Source organism: Acidisoma sibiricum (assembly GCF_057837225.1).
The window spans coordinates 1,166,359-1,189,056 of the sequence record NZ_CM174445.1 but is presented as its reverse complement, the minus strand read 5'-3'; the positions used below and the strand labels follow the sequence as shown (position 1 = coordinate 1,189,056).

General features: G+C 65.9%; 28 protein-coding genes and 2 tRNA genes. 20 read left to right on the top strand and 10 right to left on the bottom strand.

Features of this window, described 5'->3' with window-relative positions; genetic code table 11:
- The first annotated feature begins 129 nt into the window (after positions 1-129).
- From trxB to AC3G7M_RS05760, 7 genes are all read left to right on the top strand, one after another.
- Entirely contained in the window at positions 130-1,098 is a 969-nt protein-coding gene (trxB, locus tag AC3G7M_RS05790; RefSeq protein ID WP_489214755.1) for a thioredoxin-disulfide reductase, read from the top strand.
- 76 nt (positions 1,099-1,174) lie between these two features.
- Positions 1,175-2,059 (top strand): LysR family transcriptional regulator, encoded by an 885-nt coding sequence (locus AC3G7M_RS05785; protein ID WP_489214754.1) that lies wholly within the window; start codon positions 1,175-1,177, stop codon positions 2,057-2,059.
- 84 nt (positions 2,060-2,143) lie between these two features.
- Positions 2,144-2,899 (top strand): endonuclease III, encoded by a 756-nt coding sequence (nth, locus tag AC3G7M_RS05780; protein WP_489214753.1) that lies wholly within the window; start codon positions 2,144-2,146, stop codon positions 2,897-2,899.
- 139 nt (positions 2,900-3,038) lie between these two features.
- A complete protein-coding gene (gene mnmA / locus AC3G7M_RS05775; RefSeq protein ID WP_489214752.1) occupies positions 3,039-4,130 on the top strand; it encodes a tRNA 2-thiouridine(34) synthase MnmA in 1,092 nt (363 codons plus the stop codon).
- A 33-nt stretch (positions 4,131-4,163) separates the two neighbouring features.
- Positions 4,164-5,009, top strand: a complete 846-nt coding sequence (locus tag AC3G7M_RS05770) for a phosphodiesterase (protein WP_489214751.1) — start codon at positions 4,164-4,166, stop codon at positions 5,007-5,009.
- Positions 5,010-5,082: 73 nt separating this feature from the next.
- Positions 5,083-5,157: transfer RNA gene (locus AC3G7M_RS05765), tRNA-Met, on the top strand.
- Positions 5,158-5,503: 346 nt separating this feature from the next.
- A complete protein-coding gene (locus AC3G7M_RS05760) occupies positions 5,504-5,710 on the top strand; it encodes a hypothetical protein (RefSeq protein ID WP_489214750.1) in 207 nt (68 codons plus the stop codon).
- A gap of 34 nt (positions 5,711-5,744) precedes the next feature.
- Here the strand turns inward: AC3G7M_RS05760 and AC3G7M_RS05755 are convergent, their stop codons facing one another.
- The gene (locus tag AC3G7M_RS05755) at positions 5,745-6,761 is read right to left on the bottom strand and encodes a zinc-binding alcohol dehydrogenase family protein (RefSeq protein WP_489214749.1); all 1,017 of its coding nucleotides are present in this window, start codon (positions 6,759-6,761) and stop codon (positions 5,745-5,747) included.
- A 102-nt stretch (positions 6,762-6,863) separates the two neighbouring features.
- Here AC3G7M_RS05755 and AC3G7M_RS05750 point away from each other — a divergent pair, with 102 nt between their 5' ends.
- On the top strand, positions 6,864-7,163 hold the full coding sequence (locus AC3G7M_RS05750) for a putative quinol monooxygenase (RefSeq protein WP_489214748.1): 300 nt from the start codon (positions 6,864-6,866) through the stop codon (positions 7,161-7,163).
- A gap of 20 nt (positions 7,164-7,183) precedes the next feature.
- Here the strand turns inward: AC3G7M_RS05750 and cynS are convergent, their stop codons facing one another.
- The 4 genes from cynS to AC3G7M_RS05730 all read right to left on the bottom strand — a co-directional run bounded on the left by cynS (position 7,184) and on the right by AC3G7M_RS05730 (position 9,129).
- On the bottom strand, positions 7,184-7,633 hold the full coding sequence (gene cynS, locus AC3G7M_RS05745) for a cyanase (RefSeq protein ID WP_489214747.1): 450 nt from the start codon (positions 7,631-7,633) through the stop codon (positions 7,184-7,186).
- A gap of 36 nt (positions 7,634-7,669) precedes the next feature.
- Positions 7,670-7,876 carry a hypothetical protein gene (locus AC3G7M_RS05740; protein WP_489214746.1) on the bottom strand — a complete coding sequence of 69 codons (207 nt, stop codon included), beginning with the start codon at positions 7,874-7,876 and terminating at the stop codon, positions 7,670-7,672.
- Positions 7,877-7,896: 20 nt separating this feature from the next.
- Complete coding sequence (locus AC3G7M_RS05735) at positions 7,897-8,511, bottom strand: carbonic anhydrase (RefSeq protein WP_489214745.1); 615 nt, start codon at positions 8,509-8,511, stop codon at positions 7,897-7,899.
- Positions 8,512-8,631: 120 nt separating this feature from the next.
- A complete protein-coding gene (locus AC3G7M_RS05730) occupies positions 8,632-9,129 on the bottom strand; it encodes a DUF488 domain-containing protein (protein WP_489214744.1) in 498 nt (165 codons plus the stop codon).
- A gap of 114 nt (positions 9,130-9,243) precedes the next feature.
- Between AC3G7M_RS05730 and AC3G7M_RS05725 the strand changes: the two genes are divergently transcribed.
- Positions 9,244-10,044: an EipB family protein gene (locus tag AC3G7M_RS05725; protein ID WP_489214743.1), complete on the top strand. Its 801-nt coding sequence runs from the start codon at positions 9,244-9,246 to the stop codon at positions 10,042-10,044.
- Here the strand turns inward: AC3G7M_RS05725 and AC3G7M_RS05720 are convergent, their stop codons facing one another.
- The gene (locus tag AC3G7M_RS05720) at positions 10,045-10,584 is read right to left on the bottom strand and encodes a CHAP domain-containing protein (RefSeq protein ID WP_489214742.1); all 540 of its coding nucleotides are present in this window, start codon (positions 10,582-10,584) and stop codon (positions 10,045-10,047) included. It lies immediately after the preceding gene.
- 147 nt (positions 10,585-10,731) lie between these two features.
- On the opposite strand from AC3G7M_RS05720, the gene AC3G7M_RS05715 reads away from it, so the two are divergent.
- The 8 genes from AC3G7M_RS05715 to AC3G7M_RS05680 all read left to right on the top strand — a co-directional run bounded on the left by AC3G7M_RS05715 (position 10,732) and on the right by AC3G7M_RS05680 (position 17,453).
- Positions 10,732-11,523: a HesA/MoeB/ThiF family protein gene (locus AC3G7M_RS05715; protein WP_489214741.1), complete on the top strand. Its 792-nt coding sequence runs from the start codon at positions 10,732-10,734 to the stop codon at positions 11,521-11,523.
- Positions 11,520-11,903, top strand: a complete 384-nt coding sequence (locus tag AC3G7M_RS05710; RefSeq protein ID WP_489214740.1) for a DsrE/DsrF/DrsH-like family protein — start codon at positions 11,520-11,522, stop codon at positions 11,901-11,903. Before AC3G7M_RS05715 ends, AC3G7M_RS05710 begins: the two co-directional genes overlap by 4 nt.
- Before the next feature lie 88 nt (positions 11,904-11,991).
- A complete protein-coding gene (locus AC3G7M_RS05705) occupies positions 11,992-12,621 on the top strand; it encodes an SH3 domain-containing protein (RefSeq protein WP_489214739.1) in 630 nt (209 codons plus the stop codon).
- Positions 12,599-13,732: a ribonuclease E/G gene (locus AC3G7M_RS05700; protein WP_489214738.1), complete on the top strand. Its 1,134-nt coding sequence runs from the start codon at positions 12,599-12,601 to the stop codon at positions 13,730-13,732. The genes AC3G7M_RS05705 and AC3G7M_RS05700 overlap by 23 nt, the downstream gene beginning before the upstream one ends.
- Positions 13,733-13,808: 76 nt before the next feature.
- Entirely contained in the window at positions 13,809-14,474 is a 666-nt protein-coding gene (locus AC3G7M_RS05695) for a class I SAM-dependent methyltransferase (RefSeq protein WP_489214737.1), read from the top strand.
- Between the two features lie 277 nt (positions 14,475-14,751).
- Positions 14,752-15,684, top strand: coding sequence for a heme o synthase (locus AC3G7M_RS05690; protein ID WP_489214736.1), 933 nt, complete (start codon positions 14,752-14,754; stop codon positions 15,682-15,684).
- Between the two features lie 61 nt (positions 15,685-15,745).
- A complete protein-coding gene (locus AC3G7M_RS05685; RefSeq protein WP_489214735.1) occupies positions 15,746-17,260 on the top strand; it encodes a carboxypeptidase M32 in 1,515 nt (504 codons plus the stop codon).
- A gap of 117 nt (positions 17,261-17,377) precedes the next feature.
- Positions 17,378-17,453 (top strand) — tRNA-Phe (locus AC3G7M_RS05680).
- Positions 17,454-17,475: 22 nt separating this feature from the next.
- Here AC3G7M_RS05680 and AC3G7M_RS05675 read toward each other — a convergent pair.
- The 3 genes from AC3G7M_RS05675 to AC3G7M_RS05665 all read right to left on the bottom strand — a co-directional run bounded on the left by AC3G7M_RS05675 (position 17,476) and on the right by AC3G7M_RS05665 (position 19,085).
- Entirely contained in the window at positions 17,476-18,255 is a 780-nt protein-coding gene (locus AC3G7M_RS05675) for an RES family NAD+ phosphorylase (protein WP_489214734.1), read from the bottom strand.
- On the bottom strand, positions 18,227-18,613 hold the full coding sequence (locus AC3G7M_RS05670) for an MbcA/ParS/Xre antitoxin family protein (protein WP_489214733.1): 387 nt from the start codon (positions 18,611-18,613) through the stop codon (positions 18,227-18,229). The genes AC3G7M_RS05675 and AC3G7M_RS05670 overlap by 29 nt, the downstream gene beginning before the upstream one ends.
- A 94-nt stretch (positions 18,614-18,707) precedes the next feature.
- Positions 18,708-19,085, bottom strand: a complete 378-nt coding sequence (locus AC3G7M_RS05665) for a hypothetical protein (RefSeq protein WP_489214732.1) — start codon at positions 19,083-19,085, stop codon at positions 18,708-18,710.
- Between the two features lie 68 nt (positions 19,086-19,153).
- Here AC3G7M_RS05665 and AC3G7M_RS05660 point away from each other — a divergent pair, with 68 nt between their 5' ends.
- The 3 genes from AC3G7M_RS05660 to AC3G7M_RS05650 all read left to right on the top strand — a co-directional run bounded on the left by AC3G7M_RS05660 (position 19,154) and on the right by AC3G7M_RS05650 (position 21,878).
- Positions 19,154-20,014, top strand: a complete 861-nt coding sequence (locus AC3G7M_RS05660; protein WP_489214731.1) for a dienelactone hydrolase family protein — start codon at positions 19,154-19,156, stop codon at positions 20,012-20,014.
- Positions 20,015-20,111: 97 nt separating this feature from the next.
- A complete protein-coding gene (locus AC3G7M_RS05655; protein WP_489214730.1) occupies positions 20,112-21,503 on the top strand; it encodes an amidase in 1,392 nt (463 codons plus the stop codon).
- 147 nt (positions 21,504-21,650) lie between these two features.
- Positions 21,651-21,878, top strand: a complete 228-nt coding sequence (locus tag AC3G7M_RS05650) for a hypothetical protein (RefSeq protein WP_489214729.1) — start codon at positions 21,651-21,653, stop codon at positions 21,876-21,878.
- Between the two features lie 17 nt (positions 21,879-21,895).
- On the opposite strand, the gene AC3G7M_RS05645 is transcribed toward AC3G7M_RS05650, so the two are convergent.
- Positions 21,896-22,528, bottom strand: a complete 633-nt coding sequence (locus AC3G7M_RS05645; RefSeq protein ID WP_489214728.1) for a TetR/AcrR family transcriptional regulator — start codon at positions 22,526-22,528, stop codon at positions 21,896-21,898.
- Between the last annotated feature and the right edge of the window lie 170 nt (positions 22,529-22,698).

Genomic DNA, 22,698 nt, shown 5'->3' with positions numbered 1-22,698 from the left:
CGCAATATTATTTCATTGGCCTGCGATGCGGGCAATGGTATCCAGACCGGCCCGGTAGTCTTTTCCTTGCCTTAGCTTCCGGGGGGCCGATATCTTACATTTGCTCGAATCGGTGGACCGTCTTTTCTCATGACCTCAATGCAACCCATTCCGGTGCTCATCATAGGCGCCGGCCCCGCAGGCTATACCGCAGCGATCTACGCCGCGCGTGCTGGCCTGTCGCCTGTTCTTATCGCCGGGCTGCAGCCGGGCGGCCAGCTGACCATCACCACCGATGTCGAAAACTACCCCGGTTTTGCCGATCCCATCCAGGGTCCCTGGCTGATGGAGCAGATGGCAGCCCAGGCCGAACGCATGGGCACGCGCGTCATTCATGACATTGTCACCGAAGTTGACGCGTCCCGCCGGCCCTTCGTCTGCGTCACCGATTCGAACGAGCGGTTCGAGGCGAATGCGATCATCATCGCGACCGGCGCCTCCGCCCGCTGGCTGGACCTGCCGTCCGAACGCGCGTTGCGCGGCGCCGGCGTTTCCGCTTGTGCCACCTGCGACGGTTTTTTCTATCGCGGTAAGGATGTGGCGGTCATCGGCGGCGGCAATACGGCGGTCGAGGAAGCGCTGTACCTCACCCATCACGCCCGCCATGTCACGCTGATCCATCGGCGCTCGTCGCTCCGCGCCGAGCGCATCATGCAGGACCGGCTGCTGTCCAACCCCCAGGTCTCGGTGATCTGGGATCATGTCGTTGATGAAGTCCTCGGCGCGGGTTCGCCTGCCGTTGTCACCGGCCTGCGCTTGAAACACGTGCAAAGCGGTGCCCCGCGGGAGATCGATGTCGACGGTGTTTTTGTCGCTATTGGCCACACGCCCAATACCAACGTGTTCAAAAATGTGCTCGACCTGGATGCCGACGGCTATATCACGACCGAAACAGGCACCACGCGCACCTCAGTGCCGGGCATCTTCGCCGCCGGTGACGTGCAGGACCGGATCTATCGCCAGGCAGTGACGGCCGCCGCGTCCGGCTGCATGGCGGCGCTCGACGCAGAAAAATGGCTAACACACAGTGTTTCTAAAGTTTCCGTAGCGGCTTACTAAGCCGCAGATGGGTGATGTGGAGGGCCATGTCACCGGCTCGAATGAACCTTATGGCTAGATGATTGGGATCGGCACGATGGATTGGGATAAATTAAGGGTTTTCCACTCGGTGGCGGAGGCGGGCAGCTTCACCCACGCGGGTGATACCTTGAACCTCAGCCAATCCGCAGTGTCCCGTCAGATTTCGGCGCTTGAGGAAGCGCTGCAGGTGCCTCTGTTTCACCGCCACGCGCGCGGCCTCATTCTCACGGAACAGGGCGAGGCGCTGAACCGCACCGTGCGCGAAGTCTTCGCCAAGCTCGCGATGACCGAAGCGCTGCTGACGGAAAGCAAGGAAAAGCCGGCCGGCCGCCTGAAGGTGACAACGACGGTGGGCTTCGGCTCCATCTGGCTCGCCTCCCGCGTGCAGGCCTTCCTGGAGCAGTATCCAGAAGTCTCGATGTCCATGCTGCTCGACGATGGCGATCTTGACCTCGCCATGCGCGAGGCCGATGTCGCCATCCGCATGCATCCGCCGAAGCAGCCCGATCTGGTGCAGCGCCATCTGATGGACATCCATTGGACGGTCTACGCCTCGCCGGAATACCTGAAAAAGCACGGCACGCCGCAGACCGCGGAAGATCTCGATAACCATAAGATCATCCTCTTCGGCGGCTACCAGCCGCCGGTCGAGGACATCAACTGGCTGGCCGAAGCCGGACGCCGCCCGGGCAATCCGCGCCGCGCCGCGCTGGAGATCAACAACCTGCACGGCATGGCGCTCGCCATCCGCTCGGGCCTCGGCATCGGTGTGCTGCCGGACTATCTCGGCCGCGATACCGAAGGCCTCGTGCATATCCTGCAGGATGTGAAGGCACCGAAGGTCGATGTCTTCTTCGTCTACCCGGAAGAGCTGCGGAACTCGAAGCGCGTCGCCGTCTTCCGTGACTTCCTCCTCGCCCATATCGCTGAAAAGGCCTGATTTCCGGCCCAACGGACGCACCGTCCGGCGGCCCGTCCTCACTTAGGGGGCGGGCCGTTTTCATGTCAGGCAGAGCGCGCCGCAATGACCGAACCCGCCACCGCCGCCCGTGCCAAGCCGACAGCGGCTATCGCCCGCATGCCCGCGAAAAACTTACGGCCCTTTCTGGAGGCGCTCTCCGCCCATTGGCCGGATGCCAAGACCGAACTCGTCTATGCGGATGTCTACACGCTGCTTGTCTCGGTGGTGCTCTCGGCCCAGGCGACCGATGTCTCGGTTAACAAGGCGACCGGCCCGCTGTTCCAGGTGGCAAACACGCCGGCCGCCATGGTCGCGCTCGGCGTCGCGGGTGTCGGCCGCTATATCAAGTCGATCGGCCTCTGGCAGGGCAAGGCGCGCAATGTCGTGGCCCTCTCGCAGGCTCTCATCGACCAGCATGGCGGCGCGGTACCGCATGATCGTGACGCGCTGGAGGCACTGCCCGGCGTCGGCCGCAAGACCGCGAATGTCGTGCTCAACGTCGCCTTCGGCGAGCCCACCATCGCGGTCGATACGCATCTCTTCCGCCTCGGCAACCGCACCGGCCTCGCCCCCGGCAAGACCGTGCGCGCGGTCGAGGATCAGCTCCTCCGCCGCATTCCCGCCGACATGCTGATGCATGCGCATCACTGGCTGATCCTGCACGGCCGCTATATCTGCAAGGCGCGGACACCCGAATGCTGGCGCTGCAACGCCGCGCCCTGGTGCGCCTTCAAATCCAAGAGCCCGCCGCCGGCCGCGACGCGGCCATCTCCGAAACCCCGTGGCCGCATCACGACGATCGCGATAAAAGACAGCTGAGTTTTGTCTCATCGGACTAAGTCTGCACCGGCCCTCACCCCCACCCGGCCACCCACGACAGTATGCTGAATGGGTGGCCGGGTGGGGGTGAGGGCTGGTGCAGACTTCTAGAGCGCAGCTCTAGGTCAAGGAAGTTTTCATGCGCATTGTCGTCGCCATGTCGGGCGGGGTGGATAGTTCCGTCGTCGCGGGTCTTCTGGCCGAACAGGGCCATGAGGTCATCGGCGTCACGCTCCAGCTCTATGACCACGGCGCCGCCGCCAAGCGCAAAGGCGCCTGCTGCGCGGGTGAGGATATCCATGACGCGAAGCGCGTGGCCGACCGGATCGGCTTCCCGCATTACGTCATCGATGCCGAGGCCCGCTTCCGGCAGGCCGTGATGGACGACTTCGCGGCGAGCTATGCCGCCGGCGAAACCCCCGTCCCCTGCGTCCGCTGCAATCAGAGCGTCAAGTTCGGTGATCTCATTGCCATGGCGCGCGACCTCGGCGCGGAAGCGATGGCGACCGGCCACTACGTGCGCCGCATCGAGGGCCCCGGCGGGCCCGAGTTGCATCGCGCGGTCGATCCCGCGCGCGACCAGAGCTGGTTCCTGTTCGCGACCACCCGCGATCAGCTCGCCTTCAGCCGTTTTCCCTTGGGCGACATGCCCGACAAGGCTGCCGTCCGCGCGCAAGCCGCACGCCTGGGTCTGGAGGTCGCGGTCAAGCCGGACAGCCAGGACATCTGCTTCGTGCCTCAGGGCCGCTACACCGATGTCATCGCCCGCCTCCGCCCCGAGGCGATGGCGCCCGGCGATATCGTCGATGCCGAGGGCCGCGTGCTCGGCCAGCATGAAGGCATTGCCCGCTATACGGTGGGCCAAGCCAAGCGCCTGCGTTTGACCCGGCGGGAGGGTGAGGAAAGCCCGGTGGTAACCCAGCTTGACCCCGTCCGCCGCCGCGTCGTCGTCGGTCCCCGTCAGGGCGGCGTGCATCGGGTTCAGCTGCGCGAGGTCAACTGGCTGGCCGATGCGCCGGAAGACGGCCTCCGCGTCACCGTCAAGCTGCGCGCCCGCGCCGAGCCGGCGGCGGCCCGCGTGCGCCCGCTGCCGGGTGGGGCTGCCGAAGTGCTGCTGGATGAAGCGGCCCTCCCCGCCCCCGGCCAGGGCTGCGTCTTCTACCAGGGCGATCGGGTCATGGGCGGCGGTTTCATCGAGCGGCCTGTAGAACTCAGCGCCGTCGGCACGTAACCTGGGCGCCCGATCCCAGGAGAGCCTCGCCCGATGCTGATTGCCCAATTGTCAGACCTGCATGTGCGTCCGCGCGGCGTGCCCGCCGCCCGCGTGGTCGAGACCAATATGATGGTCGAACGCGCCCTCGCCTCGGTGGCCGCCCTCAATCCCCGGCCCGACGTCGTGGTCATCTCGGGCGACGTCACGGAATGCGGCCGCCCCGAGGAATACGAAATGGCGGCGCAGATGTTCCGCCGCCACCTGTCGATGCCGGTCTTCGTGGTCCCCGGCAATCATGACCGGCGGGACAATTTCCGCACCCATCTGGCTCACATGCACGGCGTCACTGAAGATCCCGACTTCGTCCAGTATGTGGTCGATGATTACCCGGTGCGCCTCGTCATGCTCGATTCGGTGGTGCCGCAGGCTGGCCACGGCCTGCTCTGTGCCCAGCGGCTGGAGTTTCTCGACCGCATGCTCAGCGCCGCGCCGACCAAGCCCACCATGCTGGTCCTGCATCACCCGCCCATGCTGACCGGGGCGGGTGGCATGGACGGCATCTGGCTGCGCAATACGGCGGACCTTGGCGCTCTGCTGCAGCGCCACCCGCAGGTCGAGCGTATCCTGACCGGCCATCATCACCGCTCCATCGTCGGGCGGCTGGGCCATGCCATCGTCATCGTCGCACCCGCCGTCGTGCATCAGACCGAGCTGAACCTGCGGCCCGGTATCGAGGATCAGCTTGTGCTCGAACCTTCGGCCTATCAGCTGCATCTCCTTCTGCCCGATGGCGGCATCGCGACCCACACCGTCTTTGCCGAACGCTTCCCCGGCCCCTTCCCCTTCGTGGTGGACGACGACTATCCGGGCTACCCGGAGAAAGCAGCCAAAGCATAAGCGCGGGTTGACGGCGGCGGGCGCGGGCGGTATCCGCTCCCACCGCGCGGCGATTGCCGCCTGGGACTGGTCTGGCGGCGTAGCTCAGCGGTAGAGCAGGGGAATCATAATCCCTTGGTCGGCGGTTCAAATCCGTCCGCCGCTACCAGACTCTCTCATATCCAGACCGGACAGAGCGAACCAACCTTCCTCGCACTGTCAGCTTCGGTTGGAATCGCCAATCCAATACCGGTACGCCCGTGCCATCCAATATCGTCATGCCCGTGCTGGACACGGGCATTGCTTGCGCGAGGACTGCTCTCACACCCTCGAAGACAGCCGCAGCGCTGCAGGCGTCGATCGAAATCATTGCACTTACAAAAAACAAAGTTCGGAACTATCGGCCCAGCGTTGGCTGGCCAACAGATACACGCGAATGCGATATCACAATTCTCTCGCTGCGCGTCATAACAGCACAGTCGGTCTGCCTTCGACAGCGGCCGCAAGGAGGACGCGTGGGAAGCAAAATTACGGTCTACAGCTATTGGACCTGGATTCCGGGCGAAGGTCTTGGCCATATCGCCCCGGCCAAGCGCACATTGTCAGCGATTGAGGCGATGGGTGGCCTTGCCATCCTGGTTAGCGGTGAAGAGGTCGATGTGGATGACCTCACGCGTGACGGCGCCTATTCTCAATCCGGCCAGGCCCTGGCACAGGCCTGACCGCCCCTCCGCAGGCGCGCGGATCGTGGCGCCGCTATTCCCAGCCTTCCAGCACAAACTTGCCCTGAGCGACATGGCTTTCGATAAGCCCATGCACCCGCTTCAGGTTCGCGGCTGAGATCGGGCTCACCCTTTCCGTCATCGTCGTGCGGATACGCCCTTCATCCACAAGAGCGGAGACCGCATTCAGAATGGCGCCCTGCTGCGCCATATCGGCGGTCTGAAATAGCGAGCGGGTGAACATCAGCTCCCAATGGATGGAAACCGCCTTGCGCTTGAAGGGGGTCACGTCCAGCTGCGCGGGATCGTCGATCAGCGCAAAGCGCCCCTGCGGCGCGATGGCCGTGACGATCTCGGCGAGATGCGCATCCGTATGCGTGGTCGAGAAGACGAAGGCCGGGGCGCCGAGGCCGAGCGCTTTCACCTGGGCCGCGATCGGCTGGGTGTGGTCGATCACGTGATGCGCGCCGAGCGACCGCACCCAGTCCTGCGTCTCAGGCCGGGAGGCCGTGGCGATGATGGTGATATCGGTCAGTGCCCGCAGCAGCTGGATGGCGATCGAGCCGACGCCACCGGCGCCGCCGATCAGCAGAATCGCGTTCGCTGCGCCTGGCACCCGCTTTTTCACGTCCAGCCGGTCGAACAGCGCTTCCCAGGCGGTCAGCGCGGTCAGCGGCAGGGCCGCCGCTTCCGCCCAATCGACCGTCTCCGGTTTACGGCCGGTGATGCGCGCATCGACCAGATGCAGTGCGGCATTGGTACCGGGCCGCGTCAGGTCGCCGGCATAGAAGACCGCATCACCCGGCTTGAACTCCGTCACTTCAGGCCCGACCGCACGCACGATGCCGGCAGCGTCCCAGCCCAGCACTTTCCACTCACCCTCGGGCGGCGTCGCCGATTTGCGGACCTTGGTATCGACCGGATTGACCGAAACGGCCTTCACCGCGACCAGCAGGTCATGTCCGAGGGCGACGGGATCGGGTAGCGTGATATCGACCAGGGCATCGGCGCGGTCGATCGGTCCCGGTATCTGATAGCCGATGGCGCGCATGACCTGTCTCCTCGCGTGTGTCTGAGCGTGATTTTCGCTGTTATCTACGGCTTCGCCTAGTACGCATATCGATCTTTCCCATCACGACGACGGATGATAATCATGCTGCTCATCATCGGAACCATCCGCCTGCCGTCGGAAAACCTGGCCGAGGCCCGGCCGGCCATGCGGCATATGGTGGCGCAAAGCCTCGCCGAAGACGGCTGCGAGATTTACGCCTATGCCGAGGACGTGCTGGAACCTGGCCTGATCCGCGTGACGGAAATCTGGCGTGATCAGGCATCGCTCGATCGCCATTTCGCCACCGCGCATATCGCACAATGGCGCCTCTCGTGGCCGGCCCTCGGCATCCGCGATCGCAAGCTCGATGTCTATGAGGTCAGCGCGCCGCGCCCGACCTGATTGATCGGGCAACCATCCGGTCAGTAGCGCTTATAGGGCAGAAACTTGCCGCTCATGGTGATCTTGACGCGGTCGCCCTTCTGGTCGGGCTGGCGTTCCAGCGCCATGTCGAAATCGATGGCACTCATGATGCCATCGCCGAATTCTTCGTGGATGAGTTCCTTCCAGGTGGTGCCGTAAACCTGGATCAGCTCATAAAAGCGATAGATCAGCGGATCGGTCGGCACCGCGCCCGGCAGCGATCCACGATAGGGAATGGCTTCCAGCAGCGCCTGCTCTTCGGCGTCGAGGTCGAACAGCGAAGCGGCCTTTTCGGCCGTCTCCGCCGTCATCGACATCTGTCCCAGGCAGGCGGCGCAGCTCCAGACCGGAGCGTGGCCCAGCGCCCGGCCGACATCCTCCCAGCTCAATCCCAGCCGCCGCTTGATTTTCAGAATTTTCTGGCCAAGCGCCGTCTTCTCATCGTTCACGCGTCTCTCCTGTCACAACGCTGAAGCAGAGACTCCTCAGGCCTGCACCTGCCAGCCGATCCAGCGAATACCCCAGCCCACCAGGCACAGGATCGGGGCCAGCACCGCGGAGATGATCGCGAGTTCGGCGAAGACCAGCAGCGACGGGGACGCGAAGAGGATCTGGATCGCAAGCCACGCGGCGGCAATCCCCATCAGTCCCAGCGCCAGATAGATGATAGACTTGGCGGCAATCTCAATCACGGCGCTGTTTCCTTCCCGGCCTATTCCGCGGCGACGAATTCGCCCTGCTCGTTCAGCCGGGACAGCACGCCGGAGCGGATATCGAACAGCGTGCCATGCAGTTTCAGGCGCCCGTCCGCCACCCGCGATTCGATCCAGCGGAAGGTCATCAGATTGCGCATCGACAGCTTGATGGCTTCAAATTCGCACATCTGCTGCTGCTTTTCTTCCACCGCCTCGCAGGCCAGCACGCGGTCACGCGCTTCGGCCGCGATATCGACCCAGGACGACATGAAGTCCAGCTTCTCGGCCGAGGCCGGATGCAGCAGCGCATGAATGCCGCCGCACATGGCATGGCCCATGACGATGATATTGCGCACTTCCAGCACGCGCACGGCGAATTCGATCGCCGCACTGGTGCCGTGAAAAGCCGTGTCATCCTCGAAGGGCGGCACCAGGTTGGCGACGTTGCGGACGATGAAAATCTCGCCCGGCCCGGCATCGAAGACCATGGCCGGATCGACCCGGCTGTCCGAGCAGGCAATGACCAATGTCTCCGGCTTTTGCCCGCGCTGGGCCAAAGCCTCGAAACGCTCGCGGCGCGAGGGCCAGACCGTGTGACGAAAACGCCGGTAACCGCTGAGAAGATTTTCCACGACCCAACAAATACCGGGGAGGCAGGTGTTTAGGCAATATCCTTCCCCGGTCGCGCCCTGGGGGGCCGTGGCGGTCAGGCAGCCGGATTTGGATCACAAATCCGCGAAAGCCGCCGGCCGTCAGGGCTCGAACGGCGTCTCGACGCGCAGGTTTTCGATCGTGAAATCATGCCGCTGCTGCAGCATCTCGCCGACCCGGCGGCGATGGCAGATGCAGGCCTCGGCCTCGTAGCACAGCAGGCAGCTGAGACTGGCGCGGGCGATCTCGCCCGCATCCACCAGCGCCGCCTGCGCTTCCGGCCGCGCCAGACTCTGCTCGACGATCTCCCAGAACAGCGGCCATTGCCGGCGCCGGTTGGCCTCGCGCCCTGCCGCCGGCGTGCCCAGCGCGCGGAGATGAACATAGGCGATCCCGGCCTCGTCCAGCCCCGCCGCCAGCTGGCGCTTGGAGAAGCCGGCGCGGCGCGACAGCGGCAGATCGCGCACATCGATCAGCGTGCGCACGCCCGCCGCCCGCAGGGTCGCGATGAAGGCCCCAAACCCCGCCTTTTCGTAGCCGATCGTCAGCAGCCGCGACACAGGCGCCGGGGAATTTCCAAGGTCCGTCGATATAGCCATGGGCGCCGCCCTATCATCGTGCTTTGATGCCAGCATGTGCTGCACAAGACCGCGCCGCAATGGTCGCCCAGATGGGTCGCGACCTCCTCTTCCGACCGGACTGAAAGCCTCTTCATGAAGTCTGCCACCGCCCGCCGCCTGCTGCTCGGAACCGTTCTGAGCCTGCCGTTCATGGCACCCCCGGCGCCCGCCGCCGCCATGGATCTCGCTGCCCACCGCGCCTTCTACAAGCTGACCCTGGGCTCGACCGAGAATAGCGGCGTCACCAATGCGGCCGGGGCCATGGAATATGAGGTCATCGACGGCTGCCAGGGCTGGGCGACGCAGCAGCGGCTCGACATGACGGTGCTCGACCGCGAAGGCGGCGACACCCATACGGTCTCCGACTATTCGACCTGGGAATCCAAGGACGGCCGCGAATTTCGCTTCCGCATAACGCAGAATACCAATGACCAGCGCGACGTGCGGGCGGGCTATGCCGAATTGCCGCCGGGCCGTCCCGGCTTCGCGGTCTATTCGCTGCCGAACCCGCGGCGAGTCACATTGCCGGCGGGCACGCTCTTCCCCATGGCCCAGACCGCGGCGGTGCTCGCCGCCGCCCGCGCCGGCAAGCCGTTCCTGTCGGTGCCGATTTTTGACGGCACGGCGACCGACGCGATCGAGAATACCTTCTCCATCATCACCCAGCGCGGGCAGGTCGTGCCCACCAGCTTCGCGCCCCTCGCCCATCTGCCGACCGTCATGGTCCATATGGGATATTTCACGACGGACACGACGCAGATGCTGCCCGATACGCTGCTCGCCATGCGCTATTGGGACAATGGCGTCGCCGATCAGCTGACGATGGATTTCGGCAACTTCACCATGAACGGCGCCCTCGCGCAGTTCCAGCTCCTGCCCAGCCATTGCAAATAGTCAGCTGCCGACGCGCAGACCGGATTCGGACACCTGCGCAATCGGCGCATTCTGCAAACCCGCCGGCCGCGGCTGAATGAAGCCGTAGGTCGGATACACAGTGACCCCCCAGGCGTGCGACGGCGGCCACCACACCCGCACGGCTGACCAGTCATTGCCGGGGGAGACATCCATCACCGGCTGATTGTCGGTGATGCGATAGGGCACCCAATTCGCCTGGGTGACGATGACCTTCCGGCCCGAGACGACGTTGGAGACAACGGCCAGATGCCCGCTCGGCAGGCGGCCCGTGCGGCGGAAGACCAGCACGCTGCCTGGCGCCGGCATGCTGGCTTCGGCGTATCGCCCCTGCGCCGCGCGCCACCACTGCCAGGCATCGCCCTGCAGCGGCAGGCCAGAGACCGCCCGCGCATAGGGCACACAGGTCATCGACGTCGCCTGGCCGTACGACCCGTAACCGCCCCCGCATCCGGCTAGGCTGAGACAGGAGACTGATAGAATGATTCCGCCGGCACCCGCCACACCGCGCCTAGACCGCATCGAAAGATCCCATCGATGAGAAGGTATTAGACGGTATTCTTAATCCATCAGGCGATGTGACCGCCACAAGGATTTGTCGAATTCCCGATGGCTGCCCGCCGCGATAGCGCGCTTGTCTCGGCCAGGCGCCGGTGCTCTGGATAGGGCATGCAGCCTTCACCCCGCACAGAGACGGATCTCGATTTTTCCGAAGACGAGATCCAGCGCTATTCCCGGCATATCCTGCTGCCCGAAATGGGGGGCACCGGCCAAGCGGCGCTGCGCCGGGCGCGGGTGCTCATCATCGGCGCCGGCGGCCTGGGCTCGCCCTTGCTGCTTTATCTGGCGGCCGCCGGGGTCGGCACCATCGGCTTGGTCGATGATGATCAGGTCGATCTCTCCAACCTGCAGCGCCAGATCGCGCATACGACCGACCGGCTGGGGCAGGACAAGACCGCCTCGGCCGCCGCGGCGGCCCAGGCCATCAATCCGCGGGTCACGGTCGAACAGCATCGCCTGCGCCTGGACGCGGATACGGCACGCGATCTCATCCCCCGCTACGACATCGTCTGCGACGGCTCGGATAATTTCAAAACCCGCTATCTGGTGGCGGATGCCTGCGTCGCCGCCCGGCGCACACTGGTCTCAGCCGCGGTACTGCGCTTCGAGGGTCAGCTCAGCACCTTCAAGCCGCATGCCCATGCGACCGGCCCCTGCTACCGCTGCCTCTACCCGGAAGCGCCACCGCCGGGCTTCGCGCCTTCCTGCGCCGAGGCTGGCGTGCTCGGCGCCGTCACCGGCGTCATGGGCACGCTGCAGGCCAGCGAGACGATCAAGGAGATCACCGGCATCGGCGACAGCCTCTCGGGCCGGCTGCTGCTCTGGGATGCGCTGGCCACCCGCTTCAGCACCATCCGCCTGGCCCGTGACCCGGCCTGCCCGGTCTGTTCCAAACTATGAGCCCGCAGCCCGGCCTCAGCATTCTCCTCCTCTCCGGCACGCATGAGCGGGCGCATTACGCCCTGGCCCTCGCCGCCGGGGCCGCCGCCCTCGGCCGCCGGACGCTGATCTTTGCCACCAATCGCGGATGCCTGGCGCTCGCCACTGACTGGTCGGGCCTGGACGATGCCGCGCGCGACGCGACCATCCGCGCGCGCGGCGTCGCCGGCCTCGAGGACCTGCGGGAGGCCTGCCTGGAATTGGATGTCGCGCTGCGCGCCTGCGCGGCCGGATTGCAGGCGGAAGGGATTGCGGTCGCGTCCCTGCTCCCCGCCGTTCAGGTCAGCGGCATCGCCGCCTTTCTGGCGGACAGCGCCGGAAGCCAAATCGTCACCCTCTAGGGGTTTGGGCGGACACGGAAGCTTGAACACCGGAGGCGAGGCCTTTCCTTGCCTTGACCCGGAGGCGCGGGCTTGGCAGGCAGGATGCATGATTGTCCGATCCACCCGCATCGCAGCCCTTGCCGCCGCCAGTCTCTTTCTCTCTCCCGCTGTCGCGCGCGTCTCTGCCTGGGCTGACAGCACGGCCCCGGCCACCGCCGCCGCAACCTCTGCGCCTGCCGCCGCTGCTCCGGCCGCCACGCCCGCGAAACCCGCCAAACCGCCCTATAATCCCAATATCGGCTCGGCCAGCGGCCTGCCGCTGCCGCGCTTCGTGGCTTTGCGCGCGGATGCGGTAAACCTGCGCGTGGGTCCCGGCGACCAGTATCCGATCCTCTGGGTCTATCACCGCGTCGGCCTGCCGGTGGAGATCCTGCGCGAATATGACGTCTGGCGGCTGGTGATCGATTCCGACGGTACCAAGGGCTGGATGCATGAAGCGACCCTGGTCGGCACGCGGCATTTCGTCATCACCGGCACGCAGCCGGTCACGCTCTACCGTCATCCCACGGATGGCGCCAATCCCGCCGCCCAGCTGATGCCGGGCGTGGTCGGTCTCATTGAAAAATGCGATCCCTCCACCGACTGGTGCCGCGTCCGCGTCAGCCATACCGGCGGCTGGCTGAAACGCACGGATTTCTGGGGCGTTCTGCCCGGTGAGAAACTCCCTGCCAAATAATGCCGCCGCGCTGATTGTTGCGACCTCCAGCCCGGGCGAGGTCCGCGCGCTCGCGCTTGATGGCGAAATCGCGCTCGATACCGCCATCGAACGTCCCGGCGGCCCGCTCGGGCCAGAGGACCGCGTGGTCGGGCGCATCCGCGCCCAGGTCGCGGCCATGGCCGGCGCCTTCGTGGCACTTCCCGGTGCCGAGCCGGACGGTTTCCTGCCGGATACGGCGGGGGCAGCCGGTGTCGCCGAGGGCACCTATCTGGCACTCCGCGTCACCCGCGGCCCGCAGGGCGGCAAAGGTTGCCGGCTGGCGGCGCTGGCCGAGCCCGCGGAGGGCCCGCCGCGCCTGCTGGCGCGCGGGCCGGGTGCGGTGGAGCGGCTGGCAAAACTGCATCCCGAGGCCGCCATCCGGGTTGATCGGCCGGGATTGGCCGCCGCCTTGCCCATAGCACTTCGCCCGCGCGTCTCGGTCGGATTGGGGGACGAGGCTTCGTACGCAGAGGCGGTTTGGGCGGCGCTGGCGGAGCCGGAGGTCGCGCTCGCGAACGGCGCGCGCTTTTCCATCACGCCAACGCCCGCGCTCACCGCCATCGACGTCGATACCGGCAGCGCCACGGCCGAAAAGCGGGCCAAGAAGGACGCGCAACTGGCCCTCAACCGCGCCGTCATCCCGGTCATCGCCCGCCATATTCGCCTGCGCCATCTGGCCGGCGCCATTGTGGTCGATCTCGCGGGCCTGCCCCAGCGGCAGCGTCCGCTTATGGCCGACGCCTTCCAGACGGCCTTGGCCACTGACCCGCTGTCGCCCAGATTTCTTGGCTTCTCGGCCCTGGGCCTGGCCGAAATCCAGCGCAGCCGCGGGGCACCCCCACTTCACGAACTGCTGAGCAGCGATCATGCCGCCGGCCTCGCCGCCCTCGCCGCCTTGGCCCGCGCCCTGGAAATGCGCCCCTCTGGCCGGGACCGGCTGGCCGTCTCCCCGGCGGTGCTCGGGGCGATCGATGCAGATTCCGTCGCCGTCGGGCAGTTCCGGGATCGCACCGGACGACTGCCATCCCTATATGCGGAAAGCATTTTCGGCGATCACCACCGGTCCTGGCGGCTGGTCACAGATTTGTAACGCTGTTACTCATCGGAAAGTCTCCCGGCGCGTCAGTGACCGGGGCGTAAAACGTCACAGGGCAGGTCCGTTCCGCATGCAGGTTTCTGAGACACGGGAGCATCAGCCGCATTCGGCCATGGATAAGGCGGCGGTTCAGGCAGCCTATAAGCGCTGGGCGAGCGTCTATGATGGCGTGTTCGGCGCCATCTCCAGCCGCGCCCGCCGCCGCACGGTCAATCTGGTCAATGCGCTGCCTGGGCGCGAGGTGTTGGAAGTCGGCGTCGGCACCGGCCTCGCCTTGCCACTCTATAATACGCAAAAGCGCGTCACCGGCATCGATCTGTCCTCGGAAATGCTGGCGATCGCTCGGCAGCGCACCGCCAAGCTGCAGCTCAGCCATGTCGCCGGCCTGCATGAGATGGACGCCGAAGCCACCGGCTTTCCCGATGCCTCTTTCGATATCGCGGCCGCGATGTTCGTCGCCTCCGTGGTGCCCAACCCCAAGCGTTTGATCGCCGAGATGCGGCGTCTGGTCCGTCCCGGCGGGCATCTGCTCTTCGTCAATCACTTCATCGCCGATGCCGGGCCGCGCCGCTGGGTGGAAGAGGCCATGGCCCCCGCCTCTCACGCCCTCGGCTGGCACCCGGACTTCGCCATGGACGCGCTCTTCACCCCGGACGAGAAAAAGCGCGCCATCATCCGCGGCTGCACGCCCTTTGGTATTTTCACGCTCGTGCATCTGCCGCAAGGCGCGGCCTGACCACAGCCTGACTGGCGGGGCTTCCGGCTCCGCCCGCGCGTTTCCGCAGAGCAGCGCCCCGCACGGGGCGCGCTTCACGGCCTGCAAAGAGTTCCTCTGGCAATAGCACTTGTGGTAGCGAACCCTCGCCTTGCCCCGGACCGGAGGCATGGCGCGTGTTCGCCCATCAGGCTGCATGGCAGCCATCATCTCTGGCGGCACGCGATCTATACTCGGTGATGCGTCTTTCCCGTAAAGGAAGCGTTTCCCGAAGATACAGGAAAGACGAAACCTGATCATGGAGAAGCCTGCTGTCGCTTTCGCTGCCGAGCGGAGCTTGCCCCTCAGCCCAGCGCTTGCGGACTGGATCGCTCTTCTGAAGCCGCGCGTGATGAGCCTGGTGGTTTTCGCCGGCGCCATCGGCATGTTGCTCGCCCCCGGACATATCAACCCCCTGGTCGCCGTCGGCGCCGTGGTCTGCATCGCCATCGGTGCGGGTGCGGCGGGTGCCATCAACATGTGGTACGATCGCGATATCGACGCCGTCATGCGCCGCACGGCCAGCCGTCCCATTCCGGCGGGCCGCATGGCCCCTCTCCCGGCCCTGATCTATGGCCTGGCGCTATCGGTGATTTCCGTCGTCGCCATGGACCTCCTCACCAATTGGGTGGCCGCCGGCATGCTGGCGGTCTCCATCGCCTTCTATGTCTTCATCTACACGATGTGGCTGAAGCGCCGCACGCCGCAGAATATCGTCATCGGCGGTGCCGCCGGCGCCTTCCCGCCGATCATCGGCTGGGCCGCCGTCACCGGCAGCATCGACCTTGTGCCGGTACTGATGTTCGCCATCACCTTCTTCTGGACACCGCCGCATTTCTGGTCGCTGTCGCTCTATGCGAGCGGGGATTACGAGCGTGCCGGCGTGCCCATGCTGCCCGTCGTGCGCGGCCAGCGCGTTACCCGCATCAATGTCCTGGTCTATACGCTGCTGCTGCTCCCCGTCGCCGCCAGCCCCTGGATGATCGGCTTCGTGGGCCTGCCCTATCTCGTCATCAGCCTGATTCTGAGCGGGCTGTTCATCTATCACGCGGTCCGCGTGCTGCAGGATGGCCGCGGTCCCGGCGGCGCTTCGATCTCGGACAATGCGCCCGCGCGCAAAGCCTTCCGCTACTCCCTGCTCTATCTGTTCCTGCTCTTCCTGGCGCTCGCCCTCTGTCACGCTATCGCGTGAAGGACTAGCCGCCACCGTCTTTTCCGGTTTGAGTGGACCCGCTCGACCGGAAGGACCTCCCATGACCGCCCCCCAGACCGTCACAATGACCGCTTATGACCGCCTCTCTCAGCGCTTCGCCCGCATCGCGACGGTGAACGAGGCGATCGCCATGCTGAACTGGGACGCCTCGGTCATGATGCCGCCGGGCGGTGCCGCCGCCCGCGGCGAGCAGCTCGCCGTGCTCTCGGGCCTCTCCCATGAACTGGCAACCGCCCCGGCGCTGGCCGATGACCTGGCCGAGGCTGAGACCGCCCCGCCGGCCGAACCCTGGCAAGCGGCCAATCTGGCGCTGATGCGCCACCGGCAGACACAGGCCGCCGCCCTCCCGCCCGATCTGGTAGAGGCGCAAAGCCGCGCCAATTCCGCCTGTGAAAGCGTCTGGCGCGAGGCCCGGTCAAAATCCGATTTCGCGACCGTCCGCCCCTATCTGGAAGAGGTCGTCCGCCTCACCCGCGAAGCCTCGGTGGCCCTCGGTCAAGCCTTCGGCCTCACGCCCTACGACGCGCTCATGGACCTCTATCAGCGTGGCATAGGCGCGGCGGATGTCGAGCCCATCTTCTCCGCCTATGAGGAATTCCTGGCCGATGCCCTGCCCCGCGCCGAGGCCATCCAGGCCGCCCGCGGCCCGGCCACGCCGCTCTCCGGTCCCTTCGCCATCCCGGCGCAGCAGGCGCTGTGCCGGCGCCTGTCGGAAGCGGCCGGGCTCGACTACCGCCATGCCCGGCTCGATACCTCAGCCCATCCCTTCAGCGGCGGCACGCCGACCGATACGCGCATCACCAGCCGCTATTCGGAGGACGAGTGTTTCCAAAGCCTGATGGGCGTGATGCATGAAACTGGTCACGCCCTCTATGAAGCCGGCCTGCCCCAAGCCTATGCGCGCCTGCCGGTGGGGGAAGCCGCGGGCATGGCCGCGCATGAAAGCCAGTCGCTCCTGATCGAGCTTCAGGTCTGCCGCTCGGATGCCTATCTTTCCTGGCTCGGCCCCCAGCTGGAGACGGCCTTCGGCGGCGATTCCGCGCCTTATGCGACCGAGAATCTGGGCCGTCTGCTGCGGCATGTGGAGCGCGGCTTCATTCGCGTCGAAGCCAATGAGGTGACCTATCCGGCCCATGTCATCCTGCGCTTCCGGCTGGAGCGCGCGCTGATGGCAGGGGACCTCGCGGTCGCAGACCTTCCCGGCGCCTGGAATGAGGGCATGCATGCGCTCCTCGGCATCACCCCGCCCGATGACCGGCGCGGCTGCCTGCAGGACATTCACTGGTATGACGGCGCCTTCGGCTATTTCCCGAGCTATACGCTGGGCGCCATGGCGGCCGCCCAGATCATGGCGGCAATCCGCCGCAGCGTGCCGGATCTGGATGACGCGATGGCGCGTGGCGATCTCTCGCCGCTGGTCGGCTGGGTGCGCCGGGAAATCCATGGCCGCGGCAATAGCCTCGGCTTCAATGACCTCATGCGGGCCGCAACCGGCAAGCCTTTGGAGGCCGCGGATTTCACCGCCCATTTGACGGCGCGCTATCTCACGGCCTGAACCGGGGGCAGCCCTTCAGGCACGGCGCGCGCCAGATATGACAGCGGGATTGCATCCGCCCCCCTTGATCCCGGCCTCTGGCTGCGCTACCCAGCCGCCCACGCCATAAGCGTCGGCGCCCAGGTAGCTCAGTTGGTAGAGCATGCGACTGAAAATCGCAGTGTCGGTGGTTCGATTCCACTCCTGGGCACCATTTTCCCCGATTTTTCAAAAGCTTACCGCGTCGAGGCCAGTCCCTGTACGGACTGGGCGGACAGATAGGTCTGCACCCTGGGATCGTCGGCCCAGATCGACAGCGGGAATTCCAGCGCGATGCGGGGCATCTCGCAAAAGGCCTGAATGGCCTGGCGCGCAATGAACAGGCGCCAGGTCTGCCGGCTGTCCGGGGCTTTGGACGCGAAGGCCGCGGGCGTCAAAATGGCGAGATTGGTGCCATGTTGCGGGTCCCGCACTGACGCATAGCGAATGACCTCGACGCCCGCGCCGCGGGCGGCATCCGCCAGATCCTGGCAGGCCCGATAGTCGGTCAGGTGGCGCCACAGCGCCCCGTCACGATCCAAAGGCGGAGAGGTCAGATCCAGGGACTGCGTGGCACTGATCTGGACGGAAAAGGCCGTAAATTCGAGCGCATTGTCGGGCCGCTTCATCTCCGGGGATTCCGAAAAGAACAGCCAGCGATAGAAGGCGGTTTCGGCGACCGCCGTGTCCGGCGTGGTGGCACCATAGAAACACCCCTCCGTCTGGCCGGCGCGGCGGAACCGGCTGGCGGTCGGGTACGGCCAGTAGCGGAACGGTGTGAACAGAAGAAAATCCAGCCCCGCGCAGCTCGGCGGGAATTTCGGCTTTGAGCGGTCGATGATGCGCTCCAGCATGTCCTGCTCGGCCAGACTGTCCACCAGCTTCATGGTCGAGACCCGCGCCTGCGCCTCCACCAGCCGCCAGGCTTGGCCCTGCCAGGGCCGCGCCTCAGAGGCGAGCGCGCCGGGCGTCCACATACTGCACAGCCAGCATCAGACCGCTGACGGTCTGGATCAGAGTGAAGGGCACGTCATGCAAAGCCGTGTTGTGTGACCGCAGCCAGGATTTCGCAGAGGCCGCGTCGCCGCCGACAATCGCGTCCAGCCCACGAAACAGGCGCAAAAAAAGCACCGACAGCTCATAGGGCTTGGTGTCGGCCGCCAGGGTCCACTCGCCCGCCCGCATGCGGGAGACGGTCGCATCGGAAATCCCCAGCACGCGGCCAAGCGCGGTGTTTGAGATATCCAGAATGGACGCAGCCTTTGCCACGGCCTTGGTGACGACCTGAACTTCCGCCCTGCGCTCAGGCTGGCTGACAGCGTAACGCCCGGACATTGTCTTTCCTTTGAAATTTTCACAATTGAAATTTTCAAGAGAAAGATATTACACCATATGCAATTGGGCAAGGGCCCGTCATGCGGCCATGCCCCTAGTCTTGGGTGCTGGCCGAGAAATGCATCTCCGCCGGTCCCGCAACACGGGCCACCACGGTCACGTCATCTGTCTCCGGCCTTTGCACCGTATAGATCACCCGCAGCCATTGCGCCGTGTCGATGGTCTGCAGGGCGATGATGGGGGCCACATCCAACTGACATTGCCGCGCGCGGGCAAAAACCCCGCCTGCAGTCTGCTTGATATTCGCGATATGGAAGCCGTTGCCACCCAGCTTGCCGCTGATCTGGCTGGTCACCTGCGCGGTGACGCTGTCGTCATCGCAGAAGGGCGCCGCCTCATGACGCTGAAACGCGAAAACCGCCAGCGCGCAGAGACCGGCGAAGACAACGGCGGAGAGGATACGATCAACCATAGGCGATCCTCTAACCACCTTCTGTTTCTGCACTATGTCTGGGGCATGACCGACGGGAGACCCGCGTGATGCCGATCGACGATATGCCGCAGACAGGCCGCCCCGCTCTGGGCCGGCGTGGTTTCGTGATGACAAGCCTGATCACCGGTTTTACCCTCGCCACCGCCCGCGCCGACGCCGCGCCTATCCATACGGATAGCGTCGGCCTCGATGTCGGCGAGGTGCAGATGCCGGTGGCAGACGGCGCACTGCCAACCTATTTCGCGCGGCCGGCGGGCGTCGCGCATCCGCCCATCGTCATCGTGGTGGAGGAGATTTTCGGCGTCCATGACTATATCAAGGACGTCTGCCGGCGCCTCGCGAAGCAGGGCTATTTCGCCGTCGCCCCGGAACTCTATGCGCGGCTTGCCGATCTTTCCAAAATGACCGATCCGCAGCAGATCATCACCCAGGTGATCGCGAAGGCGCCGGACGCCACCATGCTGTCCGATCTCAGCCATGCGGTCGACTGGGCGATTGCGCAGCAGGGCGATGCCGCGCGCGTGGCAACGCTCGGCTTCTGCCGCGGCGGGCGCGATGTCTGGCTTTTTGCCGAGCATGACCGGCGGCTGAAGGCGGCCGTCGCCTTCTACGGGCCAGTCGCAGGTGCGACCAGCGCCATCCAGCCGCAAAACCCGATCGACATGGCGGCCGATCTGCACTGCCCGCTGCTCGGCCTCTATGGCGGGCGCGACCCCAGCATTCACCAGGCCGATGTCCATGCCGCCCAGGCCAAGGCGCTGGCCGCCGGCAAGACGGTCGAGATCGTCTATTATCCCGATGCCGGCCACGGTTTTCATGCCGATTACCGGCCGAGCTACAATGCGGCCGATGCCGCCGCTGCCTGGGCCCGCGCGCTCGCCTGGCTGCGGACCTATGACGTCGGGTGATCGGTCGCGCGCCGTATCATTATTGACCCATCAAATAACTGCGCCATCTCGCACAAAAGATGCAGACAGACACTATTCTCCGGTTTAGCCTCAAGGCATGAGCGACCTTCCTGATCTGCCGGCGACCGACCTTGTCTCTGCCTATCGGGAGCGGCGTCTGTCGCCCGTCGATGTCACCCGCGCCGCCCTCGCCCGGATCGAGGCCTGGGACGGGGAGATCTGCGCCACCTGGGCGATGGACCCCGAAGCAGCCCTCGCCGCCGCCGGACAATCCGAAGCGCGCTGGTATGCGGGCGCACCCGCCGGTCCGCTCGACGGCGTGCCCGTGACCGTCAAGGAAAATATCGCAACCAAGGGCGTCATCATGCCGGCGGGCACCGCCGCCGTTGATGCCGCAATCGCAACCGCCGACGCCCCCATCGCCGCCCGCTTGCGTGAAAGTGGCGCCGTCATCCTGGGCAAGACCACCATGCCCGATTTCGGCATGCTCTCCTCGGGGCTTTCCAGCTTTCACCGCCTTGCCCGCAATCCCTGGAACCTCGCGATGAATCCCGGCGGCTCCAGCGCGGGGGCTTCGGCCGCCGCAGCCGCGGGCTACGCGCCGATCAATATCGGCACCGATATCGGCGGCTCGGTGCGGCTGCCCGCCGCACTCTGCGGGGCCGTCGCGCTGAAACCGAGCTTCGGCCGCATTCCGGTCTATCCGCCCTTCCTGGGCCGCGCCGCCGGCCCCATCACCCGCACGGTCGCTGACGCCGCGCTCGCCATGCAGGTGCTCAGCCTGCCGGACGCGCGGGACTATACCAGCCTGCCGCCGGCGGCGCTGGACTGGTCGGCCGCGCCGCTGTCGTTGCGTGGTCTCCGGCTGGGGCTGTGTCTCTATACCGGCATCGGCAGCGAGCCGGAGGCGGAGGTCGTCACCGCCATCACCGACGCGGCCCGCCTGTTCCAGGCGGCCGGCGCCATCGTCGAACCGCTCGGCCCCTTCCTCACGCCTGAGATGATCGAGGGGCTGGACCGGTTCTGGCGGGCCCGCTTCGGCTCCGACACTGCCGGCCTGTCGGATGCACAGCGGGCGAAGATTCTGCCCTATATCCGCGACTGGATCGAAGGCGGCGATGACCTCTCGGGCCGCGAGGTTTATCGCGGCTTTGCCCAGATCCCGGCCATGAGCCAGGCGACCCAGGTGGCGACGCAACCCTTCGACTATGTGCTGCTGCCGGTCTGGCCCAACGTCTCCTTCCCGGCCGAGTATGCGAGCCCGCTGAACGACCCCGCCCGACCCTTCGAGCATATCGGCTATTGCGTCGGCTTCAACATGAGCGAGCAGCCGGCGCTCTCGGTCAATTGCGGCTATTCTGGCTCCGGCATGCCCATCGGGCTGCAGATCGCCGGACGGCGCTTCGATGATGTCGGCGTGCTGCGCATGGGCTCTGCCTTTGAAGCCATCCGCGCCCCCCAGCGTCCCTGGCCGCGCCTGGACCACTGAGTTTCAGCCTTACATCCCGTTACAAATAGCCCTGCCTTTGCCGCGGTTCGGCGGACTTCTTGCCGCAGGCCTTGGCGACTATTCGCGCGCCCCCATCTGATGGGGGCAAGAGGGCCGCAACCCTCCTCAACCGGATGGAGTAGTTCGATGAAACGATGGATCGCGTTTGCGATCGCCGCAGCGGTGACAGCCGGCAGCGCACTGCCGGCTGCGGCTCAGGTGCCGCCACCCGGTTATCAGCAGGCCCAGCCGCCAGGCTACCGGCCGCCACCGCCACCACCCCCGCCGCCGCCACATCATCACCGGCACCGTCACCATGTGCCGCCGCCGCCCCCGCCGGGTTATCGCCCGCCGCCGCCCCCGCCGGGCTATTGAGATCGTGGGCGGGGCGGTCAGATGGCCGCCCCGCCCTTCTCCGCCTCACTGGCAATATAGAGCGTGATCATCCGCTGCACTTCCCGGTCATGCGCCGCATGCTGCGCCGCCGTCTCCGCCTCGAAGGACCAGGCGAGTTTCAGCAGGCCACGCAGCAGCAGCACAGGCGCGTCATCGGCCGTGTAAGGTCTGTGGCTATAGCCGGACAGGATACGGGCCAGCCCATCCTTGAAGGTCGCGCGCATTTGCTGGCGGCGCAGCACCCCGTCATCGGGCACGTCGAGCAGCGTCAGCGTCACGGTCCGTTGCGCGCGCAAATTGTCGCCCATGGCCACCAGCGCCGCCGCGGTTTCCGCGACCGACAGGCTTGGCGCGCGGGCCACAATATCCGCCAAAGCCTCCGCCAGCGTCGTGCCGTAGCGCTCCAGCAAGGCTGAGACCAGCACGTCCTTGGTCGGAAAGAAGCGATACAGTGAGCCGATGGCCGTCGATGACCGGGCGGCGATCTCCGTCATCGTCACCGCATCATAGCCTTTTTCGGTAAAAAGCTCGGTCGCAGCCGCCAGAATGGCGGCGACCCGATCGCGGCCGCGCTGCCGCTTGGGTGCCAGCGCTTCCGCCACGTCTATGCTTGCGCTGCGCAAGGACATCCTCAACAATCCTTCTGCCGGTCCAGCGCTGTCGCGCTCATGGCGTTGAGGCCATGTTGGCGCATGTAACATTTTCCCAGCTTCCTGACGATGCGGGACGGCGCAGCGCCTGATTGCGGCGTCCAGCGAGACCGGCTTCTATAGACCCCGCTCAATAGACGCTGTCGCTC

What these genes read in the sequence shown, in the direction of transcription:
- AC3G7M_RS05750 (WP_489214748.1), top strand. Translation starts at nt 6,864, where the DNA reads ATGCTGCTCATCATCGGAACCATCCGCCTGCCGTCGGAAAACCTGGCC.
- mnmA (WP_489214752.1), top strand. Translation starts at nt 3,039, where the DNA reads ATGCGCATTGTCGTCGCCATGTCGGGCGGGGTGGATAGTTCCGTCGTC.
- AC3G7M_RS05710 (WP_489214740.1), top strand. Translation starts at nt 11,520, where the DNA reads ATGAGCCCGCAGCCCGGCCTCAGCATTCTCCTCCTCTCCGGCACGCAT.
- AC3G7M_RS05695 (WP_489214737.1), top strand. Translation starts at nt 13,809, where the DNA reads ATGCAGGTTTCTGAGACACGGGAGCATCAGCCGCATTCGGCCATGGAT.
- AC3G7M_RS05705 (WP_489214739.1), top strand. Translation starts at nt 11,992, where the DNA reads ATGATTGTCCGATCCACCCGCATCGCAGCCCTTGCCGCCGCCAGTCTC.
- AC3G7M_RS05725 (WP_489214743.1), top strand. Translation starts at nt 9,244, where the DNA reads ATGAAGTCTGCCACCGCCCGCCGCCTGCTGCTCGGAACCGTTCTGAGC.
- nth (WP_489214753.1), top strand. Translation starts at nt 2,144, where the DNA reads ATGACCGAACCCGCCACCGCCGCCCGTGCCAAGCCGACAGCGGCTATC.
- AC3G7M_RS05645 (WP_489214728.1), bottom strand. Translation starts at nt 22,528, where the DNA reads ATGTCCTTGCGCAGCGCAAGCATAGACGTGGCGGAAGCGCTGGCACCC.
- AC3G7M_RS05715 (WP_489214741.1), top strand. Translation starts at nt 10,732, where the DNA reads ATGCAGCCTTCACCCCGCACAGAGACGGATCTCGATTTTTCCGAAGAC.
- AC3G7M_RS05665 (WP_489214732.1), bottom strand. Translation starts at nt 19,085, where the DNA reads ATGGTTGATCGTATCCTCTCCGCCGTTGTCTTCGCCGGTCTCTGCGCG.
- AC3G7M_RS05690 (WP_489214736.1), top strand. Translation starts at nt 14,752, where the DNA reads ATGGAGAAGCCTGCTGTCGCTTTCGCTGCCGAGCGGAGCTTGCCCCTC.
- AC3G7M_RS05785 (WP_489214754.1), top strand. Translation starts at nt 1,175, where the DNA reads ATGGATTGGGATAAATTAAGGGTTTTCCACTCGGTGGCGGAGGCGGGC.
- AC3G7M_RS05650 (WP_489214729.1), top strand. Translation starts at nt 21,651, where the DNA reads ATGAAACGATGGATCGCGTTTGCGATCGCCGCAGCGGTGACAGCCGGC.
- AC3G7M_RS05730 (WP_489214744.1), bottom strand. Translation starts at nt 9,129, where the DNA reads ATGGCTATATCGACGGACCTTGGAAATTCCCCGGCGCCTGTGTCGCGG.
- AC3G7M_RS05685 (WP_489214735.1), top strand. Translation starts at nt 15,746, where the DNA reads ATGACCGCCCCCCAGACCGTCACAATGACCGCTTATGACCGCCTCTCT.
- AC3G7M_RS05755 (WP_489214749.1), bottom strand. Translation starts at nt 6,761, where the DNA reads ATGCGCGCCATCGGCTATCAGATACCGGGACCGATCGACCGCGCCGAT.
- AC3G7M_RS05720 (WP_489214742.1), bottom strand. Translation starts at nt 10,584, where the DNA reads ATGCGGTCTAGGCGCGGTGTGGCGGGTGCCGGCGGAATCATTCTATCA.
- AC3G7M_RS05675 (WP_489214734.1), bottom strand. Translation starts at nt 18,255, where the DNA reads ATGTGGACGCCCGGCGCGCTCGCCTCTGAGGCGCGGCCCTGGCAGGGC.
- trxB (WP_489214755.1), top strand. Translation starts at nt 130, where the DNA reads ATGACCTCAATGCAACCCATTCCGGTGCTCATCATAGGCGCCGGCCCC.
- AC3G7M_RS05660 (WP_489214731.1), top strand. Translation starts at nt 19,154, where the DNA reads ATGCCGATCGACGATATGCCGCAGACAGGCCGCCCCGCTCTGGGCCGG.
- AC3G7M_RS05770 (WP_489214751.1), top strand. Translation starts at nt 4,164, where the DNA reads ATGCTGATTGCCCAATTGTCAGACCTGCATGTGCGTCCGCGCGGCGTG.
- AC3G7M_RS05655 (WP_489214730.1), top strand. Translation starts at nt 20,112, where the DNA reads ATGAGCGACCTTCCTGATCTGCCGGCGACCGACCTTGTCTCTGCCTAT.
- AC3G7M_RS05670 (WP_489214733.1), bottom strand. Translation starts at nt 18,613, where the DNA reads ATGTCCGGGCGTTACGCTGTCAGCCAGCCTGAGCGCAGGGCGGAAGTT.